Source organism: Pseudomonas sp. IT-P4 (assembly GCF_949767755.1).
Classification (GTDB): domain Bacteria; phylum Pseudomonadota; class Gammaproteobacteria; order Pseudomonadales; family Pseudomonadaceae; genus Aquipseudomonas; species Aquipseudomonas monachiensis.
Genome location: NZ_CATKPX010000078.1, coordinates 191,197 through 207,020, shown reverse-complemented (window position 1 = coordinate 207,020; position 15,824 = coordinate 191,197). Strand labels below are relative to the sequence as shown.

Below are 15,824 nucleotides of genomic sequence, written 5' to 3'. Positions count from 1 at the left end.
TGTTTCATGGTTTGTGACCATTGACACATATGGTCACTAGGCTGAGAATGGGGCACTCGTCCTATTTTCAAGTAAGGGAACCTATGCGCCGGCTTCGACCTTTCCCCATTGCCGCTTGCTTGTTACCTCTCGTCCTGACGGCATGCGGCGACTCATCCACCGTTGAAGATCCACGCACGCATGCTCCTCTGGTCAGGTCCGCAGCGGTTCAGGGTTCCTCCGACGCCTCACGTTCTTTCACGGGGGTCGTGGCTGCCCGCGTCCAGGGCGATCTGGGTTTTCGGGTATCAGGCAAGGTGCTTGAGCGTCTGGTTGACACCGGTCAGACCGTTAAACGTGGTCAGCCACTCATGCGCCTTGACCCAATCGACCTGGGGTTGCAGGCGCGAGCACAGCAAGAGTCAGTCATGGCCGCTCGGGCCCGAGCCAAACAGACAGCAGATGACGAGGCGCGATACCGCAGTCTGGTTGCCGCAGGCGCTATTTCTGCATCGGCCTACGACCAGATCAAAGCCGCGGCGGATACCGCAAAGGCGCAGCTTAGCGCCGCCCAAGCGCAGGCTGATGTAGCCCGTAATGCTTCTGGTTATGCGGTGCTGTTTGCGGATTCCGACGGCGTTGTGGTGGAGACGCTCGCCGAGCCCGGACAAGTTGTCGGCCCGGGGCAGCCCGTGGTTCGATTGGCGCGGGCAGGGCAGCGCGAAGCGATCGTGCACCTGCCCGAGACGTTGCGCCCCGCAGCAGGATCCACCGCGCAGGCGACGCTTTATGGCAATGCCACGGATGCTGTTACAGCGAAGCTGAGATTGCTTTCTGATTCGGCCGACCGAATGACACGTACCTTCGAGGCGCGGTATGTGCTTGAGGGCGCGCTGGCCAATGCACCGATAGGTTCGACCGTCACGCTTCGGATCGCTGAAGGCGCCACGCAAGGGCAGGGGCTGCAAGTACCGATCGCTGCTGTCTATGACCCAGGCCAAGGCACTGGCGTGTGGGTCATCGCCGGTACACCGGCGAAGGTGGCCTGGCGACCTGTACAAATCCTGGGTTTGAGCGACGATACCGTGCGAGTCGCGGGCGACCTTAAAGTCGGCGAGCAGATCGTAGCGTTAGGTGCACATCTGTTGCGCGAAGGTGAAGAGGTGAGATTGCCTCAACAGGACGACGAAAAAGTTGCCGGGGGTCGTCCATGAGCGAGGGGCGCTTCAATCTTTCCGCGATCGCCGTTCGTGAGCGTTCCATCACGGTATTTCTGATCTTCCTGATTGCCGTTGCGGGCACCCTGGCGTTCTTCCAGCTGGGGCGTGCGGAAGATCCTCCGTTTACGGTCAAGCAGTTGACGGTCATTACCGCATGGCCGGGCGCCACGGCGCAGGAGATGCAGGATCAGGTAGCAGAGCCACTTGAAAAACGCCTGCAAGAACTGAAATGGTACGACCGCACGGAAACCTACACCCGTCCTGGCCTGGCCTTCACGATGGTGTCACTGCTCGATAGTACGCCGCCCTCGCAAGTGCAGGAGGAGTTCTATCAGGCGCGTAAAAAACTCGACGACGAGGCCAGGAAGCTGCCGGCGGGTGTCATCGGGCCAATGGTCAACGACGAGTTTTCGGACGTGACATTTGCGCTTTTCGCCCTGAAAGCCAAAGGCGAGCCGCAGCGACTGTTGGTGCGAGATGCAGAGTCGTTGCGCCAACAACTGTTGCATGTGCCCGGCGTGAAGAAGGTCAACATTATTGGGGAGCAGCCCGAACGTATCTTTGTTTCCTTTTCCCATGATCGGTTGGCCACCTTGGGTGTCTCTCCTCAGGACATCTTTGCCGCGCTGAATAATCAAAACGTGCTCACGCCCGCCGGTTCGATCGAAACCAATGGGCCGCAGGTCTTCCTCCGGCTGGATGGCGCCTTCGATAAGGTGCAAAAGATTCGTGACACGCCCATTGCGGTTCAGGGGCGCACGCTCAAGCTCGCCGACGTGGCGACGATCGAGCGTGGGTATGAAGATCCGGCAACCTTTCTCGTACGCAATAATGGTGAAGAAGCCTTGTTGCTGGGGATCGTGATGCGTGAGGGCTGGAACGGCCTTGACCTCGGCAGGGCGTTGGACGCGGAGACGGTCAAGATAAATGAAGGCATGCCGCTGGGCATGACGCTCTCCAAGGTCACCGATCAATCTGTAAATATCGATTCGGCCGTCGGCGAGTTCATGGTCAAGTTTTTCGTCGCGCTGCTTGTGGTGATGCTTGTCTGCTTTCTCAGTATGGGCTGGCGTGTAGGCGTTGTGGTCGCCGCGGCTGTGCCGTTGACGTTGGCCGTGGTGTTTGTGGTGATGGCGGCCACGGGAAAGAACTTTGACCGAATTACCCTCGGTTCGTTGATTCTGGCGCTCGGACTGCTGGTGGACGACGCCATTATCGCTATCGAAATGATGGTGGTGAAAATGGAAGAGGGCTACGACCGCATCAAAGCCTCCGCGTACGCCTGGAGTCATACGGCCGCGCCGATGCTTTCCGGCACGCTAGTGACGGCAATCGGCTTTATGCCAAACGGTTTCGCGCAGTCGACAGCCGGCGAGTACACCAGCAACATGTTCTGGATCGTGGGCATTGCCCTGATTGCCTCCTGGGTGGTTGCGGTCGCTTTTACCCCTTACCTGGGGGTGAAGCTGTTGCCGAACATCAAGAAGGTCGAGGGTGGTCATGCGGCCATCTACAACACCCCTGGCTACAACCGCTTCCGCCAGGTTCTGACGCGAGTCATCGCTCGCAAATGGCTGGTGGCCGGCACTGTCATCGCTGCGTTTGTCGTGGCGATCCTCGGCATGAGCCTGGTCAAGAAGCAGTTCTTCCCGACCTCGGACCGTCCCGAGGTATTGATTGAAGTGCAAATGCCTTATGGGGCCTCCATTGAGCAGACCAGCGCGACCACCGCCAGGATAGAGGCCTGGCTGCAAAAGCAGGATGAGGCAAAGATCGTCACGGCCTATATCGGGCAAGGCGCGCCGCGCTTCTATCTGGCGATGGCGCCGGAACTCCCTGATCCGTCGTTCGCGAAGATTGTGGTGCTGACGGACAGCCAGGAAGCGCGCGAGACCCTCAAGTTCCGTATCCGCGAAGCGACGGCTGAGGGACTTGCCCCGGAAGCGCGTGTCCGGGTGACTCAGCTTGTGTTTGGTCCGTACTCGCCATTCCCTGTTGCCTACCGGGTGATGGGACCTGATCCGACAAAGTTGCGCGAGATTGCGAGCCAGGTACAGGGCGTGTTGCAGTCGAGCCCGATGATGAGAACCGTCAACACCGATTGGGGACCGCTGGCGCCGACGCTGCATTTCGCTCTGGATCAGGATCGCCTGGAGGCGGTGGGGTTGACGTCAAATTCAGTCGCGCAGCAATTGCAGTTCCTGCTGGCCGGAGTACCGATCACCGCGGTTCGTGAGGACATTCGTTCGGTGCAGGTGGTTGGTCGCGCAGCGGGTGATATCCGGCTCGATCCCGTCAGGATAGAAGGCTTTACGCTGGTGGGTGCGGCGGGGCAGCGGATTCCGTTGTCTCAGGTCGGAGCGGTCGATGTGCGTATGGAAGATCCGATCCTGCGGCGTCGTGACCGCACGCCGACCATCACCGTGCGTGGCGACATTGCCGAAGGCTTGCAGCCGCCAGACGTCTCGGGCGTGATCATGAAGGAGCTACAGCCGGTCATCGACAAGCTGCCTGGCGGATATCGGATTGAACAGGCGGGTGCAATCGAGGAGTCGGGCAAGGCCGGTAAAGCGATGTTGCCGTTATTCCCGATCATGATTGCCATGACGCTGCTGATCATCATTGTCCAGGTGCGTTCGATCTCGGCGATGATCATGGTGTTCCTCACCTCGCCACTGGGATTGATTGGCGTGGTGCCGACACTGCTGATCTTCCAGCAACCGTTTGGAATCAACGCTCTGGTCGGCCTGATCGCCCTTTCGGGCATTTTGATGCGCAATACGCTGATTCTGATTGGGCAAATCCATCACAACGCGCAAGAAGGGCTGGACCCGTTTCACGCAGTGGTTGAAGCCACGGTACAGCGTGCCCGCCCGGTACTGCTGACAGCGCTGGCGGCCATCCTGGCATTCATTCCGCTGACACACTCCGTCTTCTGGGGGACGCTGGCCTACACGCTGATCGGAGGTACGTTCGTCGGAACCATCATGACACTGGTGTTCCTGCCAGCGATGTACGCCATCTGGTTCAAGATCCGTCCAGACAATACGGGTCAAACGGAGGCAGCGAATAAGCAGGCAAGCCTGGTGGACAGGACGCCACCCCGTCCTCTCGCCACTCACCTGAGCACCAAGCTCTACCCTTAAAACGGGTGGTACCCACCGGGATCCCACAGAACGCCAAAACGAAAAAACCCGCCTGAGAAGGCGGGTTTTTCGGTGGTTTCAGAAATTTTGGAAGCTTTCTCTGGAACCTTGTCTGGCTCCACGACCTGGACTCGAACCAGGGACCCAGTGATTAACAGTCACTTGCTCTACCAACTGAGCTATCGCGGAATGGCGCGTATCTTACTGATTCAAAAAGAGAAGTCAAGCATCGAATAACAATTGGCGCGAATCAGCGGGATGGGCGGTGGTTTGGTGGCGATTGACGGTTACCAGGATGGCCCCAGAGGTCTACCATGGCCACCCGGAAGTGGTGACACGCGCTGCCGGCCATTCGCCGAAAAGGTACGCGCCATGAATCATTTGACCCTCACACCTCGATACCACGGGGTGCGCCGATGAGCATCTCTCAGATCAGCCTGCCCAAAGGTGTCGGCCCCCACGCCGAAAAGTTGTTCGACGCCATCATCCAGGCCGGCACCGCTGAAGCATTGAACCGCGCTGGCGGCAAGGCCGAAGGCTTTGTCCTGGGCCTGGAAAGCACCAAGGCGATCAAGAGCCAGGTTGCGGAATCGCTGTATGTCGCCTACGACGACGCTGCCACACAGCGTGCGACCGAGCTGGCTTAACCGCCGAAAGTAATCGTGGCAAGCATCAGCTTGGCGTAGAGCGCCGTGGCCCCCAATTGCACCAGCCACAGGGCCAGGCCGCCAAGAAACACACCGGTGGCCACTTGCATCACCAGGTTGTTGCCGCGTTTGGTCGGGACGCGGGGGGTGAAGTGATCCAGGTCATCCAGGTCATCGCGGTCGGCGCGCAGGTCATCGTTTTTCATTTGAGTTCTCGGGAATGCTTCGTACACAAATCCTGTGGGAGCGGGCTTGCTCGCGAAAGCGGTGGGTCAGGTTGTACAAGTATTGAATGTACTGCCGTCTTCGCGAGCAAGCCCGCTCCCACATTTTGACTTGTGTGGAGTTTAGAGGGCTGCGTCGTTGCGTTGAGAATTATCTGAAGCAAATAAAAAAACGGGAAGCCACATGGCTTCCCGTTTTCATTCCAAGGCGTAATCAGATGACCTGGACGATAGCGTCCGTCACAACCTTGATGTTGCTCTGGTTCAGCGCGGCCACGCAAATGCGGCCGGTGTCCAGGGCGTAGATGCCGAACTCGTTGCGCAGGCGGTGAACTTGCTCAACCGTCAGGCCGGAGTAGGAGAACATGCCGCACTGGCGACCGACGAAGCTGAAATCACGCTGAGGCGCTTTTTGTGCCAGCAGGTCGACCATCTGGGTGCGCATGCCACGAATGCGCAGGCGCATCTCGGCCAGCTCGGCTTCCCACTGGGCGCGCAGTTCCGGGCTGTTCAGTACTGCAGCGACAACGCTGGCGCCGTGGGTCGGCGGGTTGGAGTAGTTGGTGCGGATCACGCGTTTGACTTGCGACAACACGCGCGCGCTTTCTTCTTTCGATTCGCTGACGATCGACAGGGCCCCAACGCGCTCGCCGTACAGCGAGAACGACTTGGAGAACGAGCTGGAAGCGAAGAAAGTCAGGCCCGATTCAGCAAACAGGCGCACGGCGGCGGCGTCTTCGTCGATGCCATCGCCAAAGCCCTGGTAGGCCATGTCGAGGAACGGCACGTGGCCTTTGGCTTTAACGACTTCCAGGACGTTCTTCCAGTCCGCCGGGCTCAGGTCCACGCCGGTCGGGTTGTGGCAGCAGGCGTGCAGCACAATGATCGAGCCGTTTGGCAGCGCGTTCAGGTCTTCCAGCATGCCGGTACGGTTCACGTCGTGGGTCGCGGCGTCGTAGTAACGGTAGTTCTGCACCGGGAAACCGGCGGTTTCGAACAGGGCGCGGTGGTTTTCCCAGCTCGGGTCGCTGATCGCCACGACGGCGTTCGGCAACAGTTGCTTGAGGAAGTCGGCACCGATTTTCAGTGCGCCAGTACCACCAACGGCCTGGGTGGTGATGACGCGGCCAGCGGCGATCAGCGGCGAGTCATTGCCGAACAGCAATTTCTGCACAGCCTGGTCGTAGGCGGCGATGCCGTCGATTGGCAGGTAGCCACGGGAAACGTGTTGAGCGGCGCGAATGGTTTCGGCTTCGACAACGGCGCGCAGGAGTGGAATTCGCCCCTCCTCGTTGCAGTAAACACCGACTCCCAGGTTGACTTTGTTGGTCCGGGTATCGGCGTTGAATGCTTCGTTGAGGCCCAGGATTGGATCGCGTGGTGCCATTTCGACAGCGGAGAACAGGCTCATTATTGCGGCGGCTCTGAATGGAGTGTGGAGGGACGTGTCGCGCTCCAGCCGAATGCACTAGAGCGGTGCACAAACGGGGAGCTAGTATAGAGGCCATCGGCGATGGCTGGCGACAGGCGAATCAACATTTCGGGTAAGTTTTTCCTATTATTTCTCGACCGGTAGTCGAATGGCGTCGGCAAAGGTTTTGCGCGATGTAGGACGTTTACCTTGAAAGCGCTGGCAATCGGCTCCACATTGAGCACAATCCAGTTTTTTTCGGGCGACATCGGTCGTTTGCGGTCTTTCTCGTTCGTGCCGGTTTTACCGGCAAGAGTGATCCAGAGGTATTTCATGTCTGAATTCCAGCTAGTCACCCGTTTCGAGCCCGCCGGCGATCAGCCGGAAGCCATCCGACTGATGGTCGAGGGCATCGAGGCCGGGTTGGCGCACCAGACGCTGCTCGGTGTGACCGGCTCGGGCAAGACCTTCAGCATCGCCAACGTGATCGCCCAGGTGCAGCGTCCGACCCTGGTGCTGGCGCCGAACAAGACCCTGGCGGCGCAGTTATACGGGGAGTTCAAGGCGTTCTTCCCGAACAACGCGGTGGAATATTTCGTTTCCTACTACGACTACTACCAGCCGGAAGCCTACGTGCCGTCCTCGGACACCTTTATCGAGAAGGATGCGTCGATCAACGACCACATCGAGCAGATGCGTCTGTCGGCGACCAAGGCGTTGCTTGAGCGCAAGGACGCGATCATCGTCACCACGGTGTCCTGCATCTACGGTCTGGGCAGTCCGGAAACCTATTTGAAGATGGTGTTGCACGTGGATCGCGGTGACCGGCTCGATCAGCGCGAACTGCTGCGACGCCTGGCCGACCTGCAGTACACCCGCAACGACATGGATTTTGCCCGTGCGACCTTCCGTGTGCGCGGCGATGTGATCGATATCCACCCGGCGGAATCCGATTTCGAGGCGATCCGCATCGAATTGTTTGACGATGAAGTGGAAAGCCTGTCGGCGTTCGACCCGCTGACCGGCGAAGTGATTCGCAAACTGCCGCGCTTCACCTTCTACCCGAAGAGCCACTACGTAACGCCCCGGGAAACCCTGATGGGCGCGGTCGAAGGCATCAAGGTCGAGTTGCAGGAGCGCCTGGAATACCTGCGCTCCAACAACAAACTGGTGGAAGCCCAGCGTCTGGAGCAGCGCACCCGTTTCGACCTGGAGATGATCCTCGAACTGGGTTACTGCAACGGCATCGAAAACTACTCGCGCTATCTGTCCGGCCGCGAAGCCGGCGCGGCGCCACCGACGCTTTACGATTACCTGCCGGCCGATGCCTTGCTGGTGATCGACGAGTCCCACGTCAGCGTGCCGCAGGTCGGTGCGATGTACAAAGGCGACCGTTCGCGTAAAGAGACCCTGGTGGAATACGGTTTCCGCCTGCCGTCGGCGCTGGACAACCGGCCGATGCGTTTCGATGAGTGGGAACGCATCAGCCCACAGACGATTTTCGTCTCGGCGACCCCGGGCAACTACGAAGCCGAACACGCTGGCCGCGTCATTGACATGGTGGTGCGCCCGACCGGGCTGGTGGACCCACAAATCGAGATTCGCCCGGCACTGACCCAGGTCGACGACTTGCTGTCGGAAATCAGCAAGCGCGTCGCTCTGGAAGAGCGGGTGCTCGTCACCACGCTGACCAAGCGCATGGCCGAGGATTTGACCGATTACCTGGCCGACCACGGCGTGCGCGTGCGTTACCTGCACTCGGACATCGACACCGTGGAACGGGTCGAGATCATCCGCGATTTGCGCCTTGGCACCTTCGATGTGCTGGTGGGCATCAACCTGCTGCGCGAAGGCCTGGACATGCCGGAAGTCTCGCTGGTGGCGATCCTCGATGCCGACAAGGAAGGCTTCCTGCGTTCCGAGCGCTCGCTGATCCAGACCATCGGCCGGGCGGCGCGTAACCTCAACGGTCGGGCGATTCTGTATGCCGACCGGATCACCGGCTCCATGGAGCGCGCGATCGGCGAAACCGAGCGCCGTCGCGACAAGCAGATCGCCTTCAACCTGGCCAATGGCATCACCCCCAAAGGCGTGTTCAAGGACGTCGCCGACATCATGGAAGGCGCCACCGTGCCCGGTTCACGTAGCAAGAAGCGCAAGGGCATGGCCAAGGCTGCCGAGGAAAACGCCCGGTACGAGGCCGAACTGCGCTCGCCGGGCGAGATCGCCAAGCGTATCAAGGCCCTGGAAGAGAAGATGTACCAACTCGCCCGCGACCTGGAATTCGAAGCGGCGGCGCAGATGCGCGACGAGATTGCCAAGTTGCGCGAAAGACTTCTGACGGTCTGACACAAATTCTGTAGGAGCTGCCGAAGGCTGCGATCTTTTGATCTTGTTTTGAAAGGAACAATCTAAAGATCGCAGCCTTCGGCAGCTCCTACGGTAATTTGCGGTGAGTCAATGAGCCTCACCCGCCTTCAACCCTTCCGGCAATTTCCTGGTCAGCAGCACCGCCACCATGCTGATCCCCAGCGCAATCCCGACAAAGTGAAACGCATCGTTATAGGCCATGATCGACGCCTGTTGGTGGGCGATCTCGCTGAGTTTGCCCAGGGCTGCCGTTTCGTTGCCCAGCCGGTCAGCCAGCGAGGCAATCCGTTCAGCCACCTGCGGATTGCCCGGCACGATGGATTCACGCAGGTAGTCAAAGTAAACCTTGGTCCGCGCATCCAGCAGGGTGGCGAGCAGGGCGATGCCGATGGCGCCGCCGAGGTTGCGCAGGATGTTGAACAGGCTCGAGGCCGACCCCGCGTCTTGCGGAAGAATGTACGCCGTGGCGATCAACGAAATAGTGACCATGATCAGCGGCTGCCCCAGGGCACGGATGATCTGGATCTGATTGAACTGCGGCCCGGCAAAGTCCGGGTTCAGCACGCCCGAGGAGAAGCTCGCCAGACCGAATAGCCCGAAGCCCAGGGTGCACAGCCATTTCGGCGAGACGTATTTCATCAACTTGGGCACCAGCGGGATCAGGAACAGCTGCGGCACGCCCATCCACATGATCACTTCACCGATCTGCAGGGCGTTGTAGTTCTGGATCTGCGCCAGATATAGCGGCAACAGGTAGATCGAGCCGTACAGCCCGACCCCCATCCCGAGACTGGAAATGCTCGATAGGCCAAAGTTGCGATTGCGCAGGATGCCGAGGTTGATCAGCGGATTGGGTTTGGAGGTCTGCACGATCACAAAGCTGATCAGGCTGACCAGTGCGATGCTGCCCAGGGTTACGATCAGGCTCGATTCCAGCCAGTCCTTGCGATGGCCTTCTTCCAGGAACACCTGCAAGCAACCGAGCCCGACGCCGAGGGTGAGAATTCCGGCGTAGTCGGTGCTTTTGAGCAATTCCCAGTGGGCTTCTTTCTTCTCCAGGCCGTACATCAGGCCGGCGATCATGATCAGGCCGGGCGGGATGTTGATGTAGAAGATGTATTCCCAGCCCCAGTTTTCCGTCAGCCAGCCGCCGAGGGTCGGGCCGATGGAGGGCGCGAATGTGGCGGTCATGGCGAACATGGCCATGCCTTTGGCGCGGTGGTGTTCCGGGAGCTTGATCAGGGTCAGGGTGAACGCCAGCGGAATCAGCGCGCCACCGGTAAAGCCTTGCAGGGCGCGGAACACGATCATGCTTTCCAGGCTCCACGCCATGGAGCAGAGCAGGGATGCGACCAGGAACCCGAGGGACACCCACACCGCCAGGCGTCGCGCCGACAGCAACTGCACGAGCCAGGCGGTGAGCGGGATCATGATGATTTCCGCCACCAGGTACGAGGTGGAAATCCACGAACCTTCTTCCAGGGTCGCCGACAGCGCACCCTGGATGTCCTTGAGCGAGGAATTGGTGATCTGGATGTCCAGCACCGCCATGAACGCACCGAGCATCACGCTCATCACTGCAATCCAGTCCCGCCGGGTCGGTTCGCCGACCGGGCGGATCAGTTGATCACCGGCCATCGTCAGGGGCGTCTTTGTGGCTCACTTTGGGGGTGACTTCTTCAGGGGTGTCCTTGATGTTCACCTTGGCGGTGACCGACATGCCTGGGCGGATCTTGCCGCGCAGCGGATTGTCCGCGGCGAAGGTCAGTTTTACCGGAATCCGTTGTACGACTTTGGTGAAGTTGCCCGTGGCATTGTCCGGTGGCAACAGGCTGAACTGCGCACCCGAGGCGGCGAACAGGCTGTCGACCCGGGCTTTGATCGGGGTGTCGCTGTAGGCGTCGAAGGTCAGTTCGGCTTCCTGGCCGGGTTGCATGTGGCCAATCTGGGTTTCCTTGAAATTGGCCTGAATCCAGATGTCTTCGTCCGGCACGATCGACAACAGGTAAGCGCCGGCCTGCACGTATTGGCCTTCGCGGGCTGCACGCTGACCGATCAGGCCGCTGATGGGCGCGTGGATTTCGCTGCGGGTCAGGTTCAGTTCGGCCTGGGCCAGGTCGGTTCTGGCGTTGGCGATCTGCGCGTCGAGGCGTTTGATTTCCGCATTCAGTGCATTGACCTGCTGGCGCTGGCCTTGCGCGTCTGCCTGGGCCTTGGCCACTTGCGAGCGGGCGATGTGGTTGTCGGCGGAGAGGGTGGTCACCCGTTCTTCCGAAATAAAGCCTGGTTTGCGCAAGGTCTCGGCGCGGGTCAGGTCGATTTGCGAGCGACCCAGGCTGGCCTGGCTGGACGCGACTTGCGCTTCGCTGGCGGCAATCAGGCTGGCCTGCTGGGTCAGTTTGCTCTGGGCTTGCAGGCGCTCGGCCTCGCGGGTGGCCAGGGCGGCATTGGCGCGGTCGACCGCGAGGCGGAAGTCGTCGCCTTCGAGTTTGACCAGCAACTGGCCTTTCTCGACATGCTGGTTGTCCTGCACCAGCACCTTATCGATACGCGCGCCCAATTGGCTCGACACGCGGGTGATCTCGCCCTGGACATAAGCGTTGTCGGTGCTTTCATAAAAGCGCCCCTTGAACAGCCAATGGGCAAACAGGCCCCCGGCAATCAACAGGACAATCAGCAGGAACGAGAAGAGGCGACGCTTGAGTTGGGCAGGCATGGGGCAAACTGTAGTCGAGAAATTGTAAGAGAAGTTATCAGCAGGCAAATCTGGCATACAGCCGATAAGCGGTAAATGCCATCGGCTGATATTCGGCCATTCACCTCCCTATACGGGCGTTACAGACGCAACCTTGGCTTAAATGCCCTGTTCACTGGAGCCGGGCGGGTGTCGCCTGTTACCATTCGCGCCTTGTTTGAACTTCGCTTTTATTCTTTTCGAGACATGCCATGACCACCGTCCGCACTCGCATCGCGCCATCGCCTACCGGGGATCCCCACGTAGGTACCGCCTACATCGCCTTGTTCAACTATTGCTTTGCCAAGCAACACGGCGGTGAGTTCATCCTGCGGATCGAAGACACTGACCAGTTGCGTTCGACCCGCGAGTCCGAACAGCAGATTTTCGACGCCTTGCGCTGGCTGGGCATCGACTGGAGCGAAGGCCCGGATGTCGGCGGCCCGCACGGTCCGTACCGTCAAAGCGAGCGCGGCGACATTTACCAGAAGTATTGCCAGCAGCTTGTAGAGCTCGGTCATGCTTTCCCGTGCTTCTGCACCGCCGAAGAGCTGGACCAGATGCGCGCCGAGCAGATGGCTCGCGGTGAAACCCCGCGTTACGACGGCCGCGCGCTGCTGCTGTCCAAGGAAGAAGTCGACCGTCGCCTGGCCGCTGGCGAGCCCCACGTTATCCGCATGAAAGTACCGAGCGAAGGCGTCTGCGTGGTGCCGGACATGCTGCGTGGCAACGTTGAAATCCCGTGGGACCGCATGGACATGCAAGTCCTGATGAAGACCGACGGCCTGCCGACGTACTTCCTGGCCAACGTGGTCGACGACCACCTGATGGGCATCACCCACGTATTGCGTGGCGAAGAGTGGTTGCCATCGGCACCGAAGCTGATCCTGCTGTACGAGTACTTCGGCTGGGAACAACCGGAGCTGTGCTACATGCCGCTGCTGCGTAACCCGGACAAGAGCAAGCTGTCCAAGCGCAAGAACCCGACCTCGGTGACCTTCTACGAGCGCATGGGCTTCATGCCCGAAGCGATGCTCAACTACCTGGGCCGCATGGGCTGGTCGATGCCGGACGAGCGCGAGAAGTTCTCGTTGCAGGAAATGGTCGACAACTTCGACCTCAAGCGTGTGTCCCTCGGCGGACCGATCTTCGATATCGAGAAACTGTCGTGGCTCAACGGCCAGTGGCTGCGTGACCTGCCGGTGGAAGAGTTCGCCGCGCGCGTGCGGAAGTGGGCGTTCAATTCCGAATACATGATGAAGATCGCACCGCACGTGCAGGGCCGGGTCGAAACCTTCAGCCAGGTGGCACCGCTGGCCGGGTTCTTCTTTGCCGGTGGCGTGAACCCCGATGCCAAGCTGTTCGAATCCAAGAAGCTGTCGGGCGATCAGGTTCGGCAGTTGATGCAATTGATCCTGTGGAAGCTCGAAAGCCTGCGTCAGTGGGAGAAGGACAGCATCACCGCGACCATTCAGGCGGTGGTCGAGTCCCTGGAGCTGAAGCTGCGTGATGCCATGCCGCTGATGTTCGCTGCGATCACCGGCCAGGCCAGCTCTGTGTCGGTGCTCGATGCGATGGAAATCCTCGGGCCGGACCTGACCCGTTTCCGTCTGCGCCAGGCCATTGACCTGCTGGGCGGCGTGTCGAAGAAAGAAAACAAGGAATGGGAAAAGCTGCTGGGCGCCATCGCCTAAGCGCATTTGACCTTGTGCAGGAGCTGCCGAAGGCTGCGATCTTTTGATCTTGCTTTCTGGTTGCTCCGAAAAGATCGCAGGCTTCGCCAGCTCCTACGGGCCTGCGCTCTTTCCCCAAACCCCGGATTTCCGGGGGGAGGGCGGTAAGTGGTTGTTATGTCGGCAAAAAATTTTAAATTTTTTGAAAAATAAGTTTGACAGGCTTTCGATACGCCCTTAAGATTCGCCCCGTCCTCAGCGATGACATCAACGATGAGGGGCTATAGCTCAGCTGGGAGAGCGCTTGCATGGCATGCAAGAGGTCGACGGTTCGATCCCGTCTAGCTCCACCAATTTACACTTCGAGGCCTGGCCACACCGGCCTTGAAGCGATCAACACTCAGCGTTGATCAGTTGTATAGAAGGGTTTGCGTCCCCTTCGTCTAGTGGCCTAGGACACCGCCCTTTCACGGCGGTAACAGGGGTTCGAGTCCCCTAGGGGACGCCAGTTTTACAGAAGCGATGTTGCAAGATGTCGCTCCGCCGCGAGGCGAAAAATCCGGGGCTATAGCTCAGCTGGGAGAGCGCCTGCATGGCATGCAGGAGGTCAGCGGTTCGATCCCGCTTAGCTCCACCAATTTTACAGTTCAAGGTCTGGCCACACCGGCCTTGAATCGATCAGCACTCAGCACTGATCAGTTGTATAGAAGGGTTTGTGTCCCCTTCGTCTAGTGGCCTAGGACACCGCCCTTTCACGGCGGTAACAGGGGTTCGAGTCCCCTAGGGGACGCCACGATTACCCGCTCTGCGGGATTTTATAAGGGTCATTCAATTATTGAATGGCCCTTTTGTTTGTCTGGCGTTTGGCCAAATTCCTCCTTTTCCCAAAAAAACTGTTCTTCAGACCAGCGGTCACACCCATGACTTGCTAAAATTTATTATGAGAATAATATTTCAATCGTAATATTCGGAGGCAACGATGAACGATAAAAAAGCTCAAACCCGCGAGCGCATCCTCAAGGCTGCCAGCGCAGCGCTGATTCAGCGCGGCCCGGCCGAGCCAAGCGTGGGCGAAGTGATGGGCGCGGCGGGCCTGACGGTCGGCGGCTTCTACGCCCACTTCGAAAGCAAGGACGCGATGATGCTCGAGGCGTTCAGGCAATTGCTCGGTCACCGCCGTGACCTGATTGCCGACATGGACTCGGAGTTGACGGGTGAAGAGCGCCGGGCGCTGGTGGCGGCGTTTTATTTGTCGCGCAAGCACCGTGATTCCTCCGAATCGGCCTGTCCGATCCCGGCATCGGTCGGCGAACTGGGGCGGTTGCCGGAAGCGTTTCGTGTTGCGCTCAATGAGCACGTGGAACTGATGGTCGCGCAGTTGGCGGCCAGCCCCGAAGAAACCGAAAAAGCCCTGGCCGACATGGCCTTGATGGTGGGTGGGCTGGCTCTGGCGCGAGCGCTGGGGCCGGGAGAGTTGTCCGATCGATTACTGCGCGCCGCCAAATCGGCAGTGCGCTGACCTGAAGGCCGCGGCCTGAGGAGAATGCGATGAGCGCGTTAAAGTGGGTTCGTGGCGTTAATGGCACCTTGGGCTGGTTTGCCCCGAAATTGGTCGCAAGCAAAATGCGACAGGCGTTCATGACGCCACGGGATCTGCCGCTGCGTGACTGGGAGCTGCCACTGTTGGCCAGGTCCGAGCGAATCACCCTGCGTTTCGGCCTCTCGGCCTTGCGCTGGGGCCAGGGCCCGGCAGTCTTGCTGATGCATGGTTGGGAAGGGCGGCCCACGCAGTTTGCCAGCCTCATCACCGCGCTGGTCGATGCCGGTTACTCGGTCGTGGCTCTCGATGGTCCGGCCCACGGTCGCTCGCCGGGCAGCGAAGCGAATGTGGTGCTGTTCGCCCGCGCCATGCTTGAAGCGGCCGCCGAACTGCCCCCCCTGCAAGCGGTCATCGGCCACTCCATGGGCGGCGCCAGTGCGATGCTCGCGGTCCAGTTGGGCTTGCGCACCGAAACCCTGGTCACCATTGCCGCTCCGGCGCGAATTCTCGGCGTGTTGCGTGGCTTTGCCCGCTATGTCGGGCTGCCACCGAAGGCCCGCTCGGCGTTCATTCGCCAGGTCGAGCAAGACGTTGGCATGCGAGCCGCGATGCTGGATGTCGCGCACTATCAACTCGACATGCCTGGCCTGATTGTCCACGCCGAAGACGACAACTTCGTCCTGGTGAAGGAATCCCAGCTGATTCACGAAGCCTGGTTCGACAGTCGCTTGTTGCGTTTGAAGGACGGTGGTCATCAGCGAGTGTTGGCTGACCCGCAGGTGATTGATGGCGTGTTATCACTGCTGGCCGGGCGCAGTCTGCAATCGCGCCAATCCGCCTGAGCTTCCGTTACACTGCCCCGGTCGAAATTATCTGACCA

Annotated in this window: 12 protein-coding genes and 5 tRNA genes; 11 read left to right on the top strand and 6 right to left on the bottom strand. The window is 59.8% G+C overall.

Going from position 1 to position 15,824, the window contains the following annotated elements; translation table 11 throughout:
* The first annotated feature begins 83 nt into the window (after positions 1-83).
* Positions 84-1,193: an efflux RND transporter periplasmic adaptor subunit gene (locus tag ACM6IT_RS25605; RefSeq protein WP_414918944.1), complete on the top strand. Its 1,110-nt coding sequence runs from the start codon at positions 84-86 to the stop codon at positions 1,191-1,193.
* Positions 1,190-4,345 carry an efflux RND transporter permease subunit gene (locus tag ACM6IT_RS25600; protein ID WP_414918943.1) on the top strand — a complete coding sequence of 1,052 codons (3,156 nt, stop codon included), beginning with the start codon at positions 1,190-1,192 and terminating at the stop codon, positions 4,343-4,345. Before ACM6IT_RS25605 ends, ACM6IT_RS25600 begins: the two co-directional genes overlap by 4 nt.
* A 113-nt stretch (positions 4,346-4,458) precedes the next feature.
* Here ACM6IT_RS25600 and ACM6IT_RS25595 read toward each other — a convergent pair.
* A tRNA-Asn gene (locus ACM6IT_RS25595) sits at positions 4,459-4,534 on the bottom strand.
* Positions 4,535-4,761: 227 nt separating this feature from the next.
* On the opposite strand from ACM6IT_RS25595, the gene ACM6IT_RS25590 reads away from it, so the two are divergent.
* Positions 4,762-4,992 carry a hypothetical protein gene (locus ACM6IT_RS25590; RefSeq protein WP_056722139.1) on the top strand — a complete coding sequence of 77 codons (231 nt, stop codon included), beginning with the start codon at positions 4,762-4,764 and terminating at the stop codon, positions 4,990-4,992.
* On the opposite strand, the gene ACM6IT_RS25585 is transcribed toward ACM6IT_RS25590, so the two are convergent.
* The 3 genes from ACM6IT_RS25585 to ACM6IT_RS25575 all read right to left on the bottom strand — a co-directional run bounded on the left by ACM6IT_RS25585 (position 4,989) and on the right by ACM6IT_RS25575 (position 6,962).
* Positions 4,989-5,198, bottom strand: coding sequence for a hypothetical protein (locus tag ACM6IT_RS25585; protein WP_414914739.1), 210 nt, complete (start codon positions 5,196-5,198; stop codon positions 4,989-4,991). The two genes, ACM6IT_RS25590 and ACM6IT_RS25585, sit on opposite strands and share 4 nt — an antisense overlap.
* A gap of 232 nt (positions 5,199-5,430) precedes the next feature.
* A complete protein-coding gene (locus ACM6IT_RS25580) occupies positions 5,431-6,627 on the bottom strand; it encodes an amino acid aminotransferase (RefSeq protein ID WP_008050829.1) in 1,197 nt (398 codons plus the stop codon).
* On the bottom strand, positions 6,627-6,962 hold the full coding sequence (locus tag ACM6IT_RS25575; RefSeq protein WP_223542285.1) for a hypothetical protein: 336 nt from the start codon (positions 6,960-6,962) through the stop codon (positions 6,627-6,629). Before ACM6IT_RS25575 ends, ACM6IT_RS25580 begins: the two co-directional genes overlap by 1 nt.
* Here ACM6IT_RS25575 and uvrB point away from each other — a divergent pair.
* Positions 6,961-8,976, top strand: a complete 2,016-nt coding sequence (uvrB, locus tag ACM6IT_RS25570; protein WP_056722145.1) for an excinuclease ABC subunit UvrB — start codon at positions 6,961-6,963, stop codon at positions 8,974-8,976. The genes ACM6IT_RS25575 and uvrB overlap by 2 nt on opposite strands.
* A 108-nt stretch (positions 8,977-9,084) precedes the next feature.
* Here uvrB and ACM6IT_RS25565 read toward each other — a convergent pair whose 3' ends face one another.
* Both ACM6IT_RS25565 and ACM6IT_RS25560 read right to left on the bottom strand, forming a co-directional pair.
* The gene (locus tag ACM6IT_RS25565) at positions 9,085-10,575 is read right to left on the bottom strand and encodes an MDR family MFS transporter (RefSeq protein ID WP_409079157.1); all 1,491 of its coding nucleotides are present in this window, start codon (positions 10,573-10,575) and stop codon (positions 9,085-9,087) included.
* A gap of 49 nt (positions 10,576-10,624) precedes the next feature.
* Complete coding sequence (locus ACM6IT_RS25560) at positions 10,625-11,713, bottom strand: HlyD family secretion protein (RefSeq protein WP_056722149.1); 1,089 nt, start codon at positions 11,711-11,713, stop codon at positions 10,625-10,627.
* 230 nt (positions 11,714-11,943) lie between these two features.
* Here ACM6IT_RS25560 and gltX point away from each other — a divergent pair, with 230 nt between their 5' ends.
* From gltX to ACM6IT_RS25525, 7 genes are all read left to right on the top strand, one after another.
* Positions 11,944-13,425, top strand: a complete 1,482-nt coding sequence (gene gltX / locus ACM6IT_RS25555) for a glutamate--tRNA ligase (protein WP_414918942.1) — start codon at positions 11,944-11,946, stop codon at positions 13,423-13,425.
* A 256-nt stretch (positions 13,426-13,681) separates the two neighbouring features.
* Positions 13,682-13,757: transfer RNA gene (locus ACM6IT_RS25550), tRNA-Ala, on the top strand.
* Between the two features lie 79 nt (positions 13,758-13,836).
* A tRNA-Glu gene (locus ACM6IT_RS25545) sits at positions 13,837-13,912 on the top strand.
* Between the two features lie 53 nt (positions 13,913-13,965).
* A tRNA-Ala gene (locus ACM6IT_RS25540) sits at positions 13,966-14,041 on the top strand.
* Positions 14,042-14,121: 80 nt separating this feature from the next.
* Positions 14,122-14,197 (top strand) — tRNA-Glu (locus tag ACM6IT_RS25535).
* Positions 14,198-14,383: 186 nt separating this feature from the next.
* Positions 14,384-14,923, top strand: a complete 540-nt coding sequence (locus tag ACM6IT_RS25530) for a TetR/AcrR family transcriptional regulator (RefSeq protein ID WP_056722152.1) — start codon at positions 14,384-14,386, stop codon at positions 14,921-14,923.
* Positions 14,924-14,952: 29 nt separating this feature from the next.
* Positions 14,953-15,786: an alpha/beta fold hydrolase gene (locus tag ACM6IT_RS25525; protein ID WP_056722154.1), complete on the top strand. Its 834-nt coding sequence runs from the start codon at positions 14,953-14,955 to the stop codon at positions 15,784-15,786.
* Positions 15,787-15,824 lie beyond the last annotated feature (38 nt).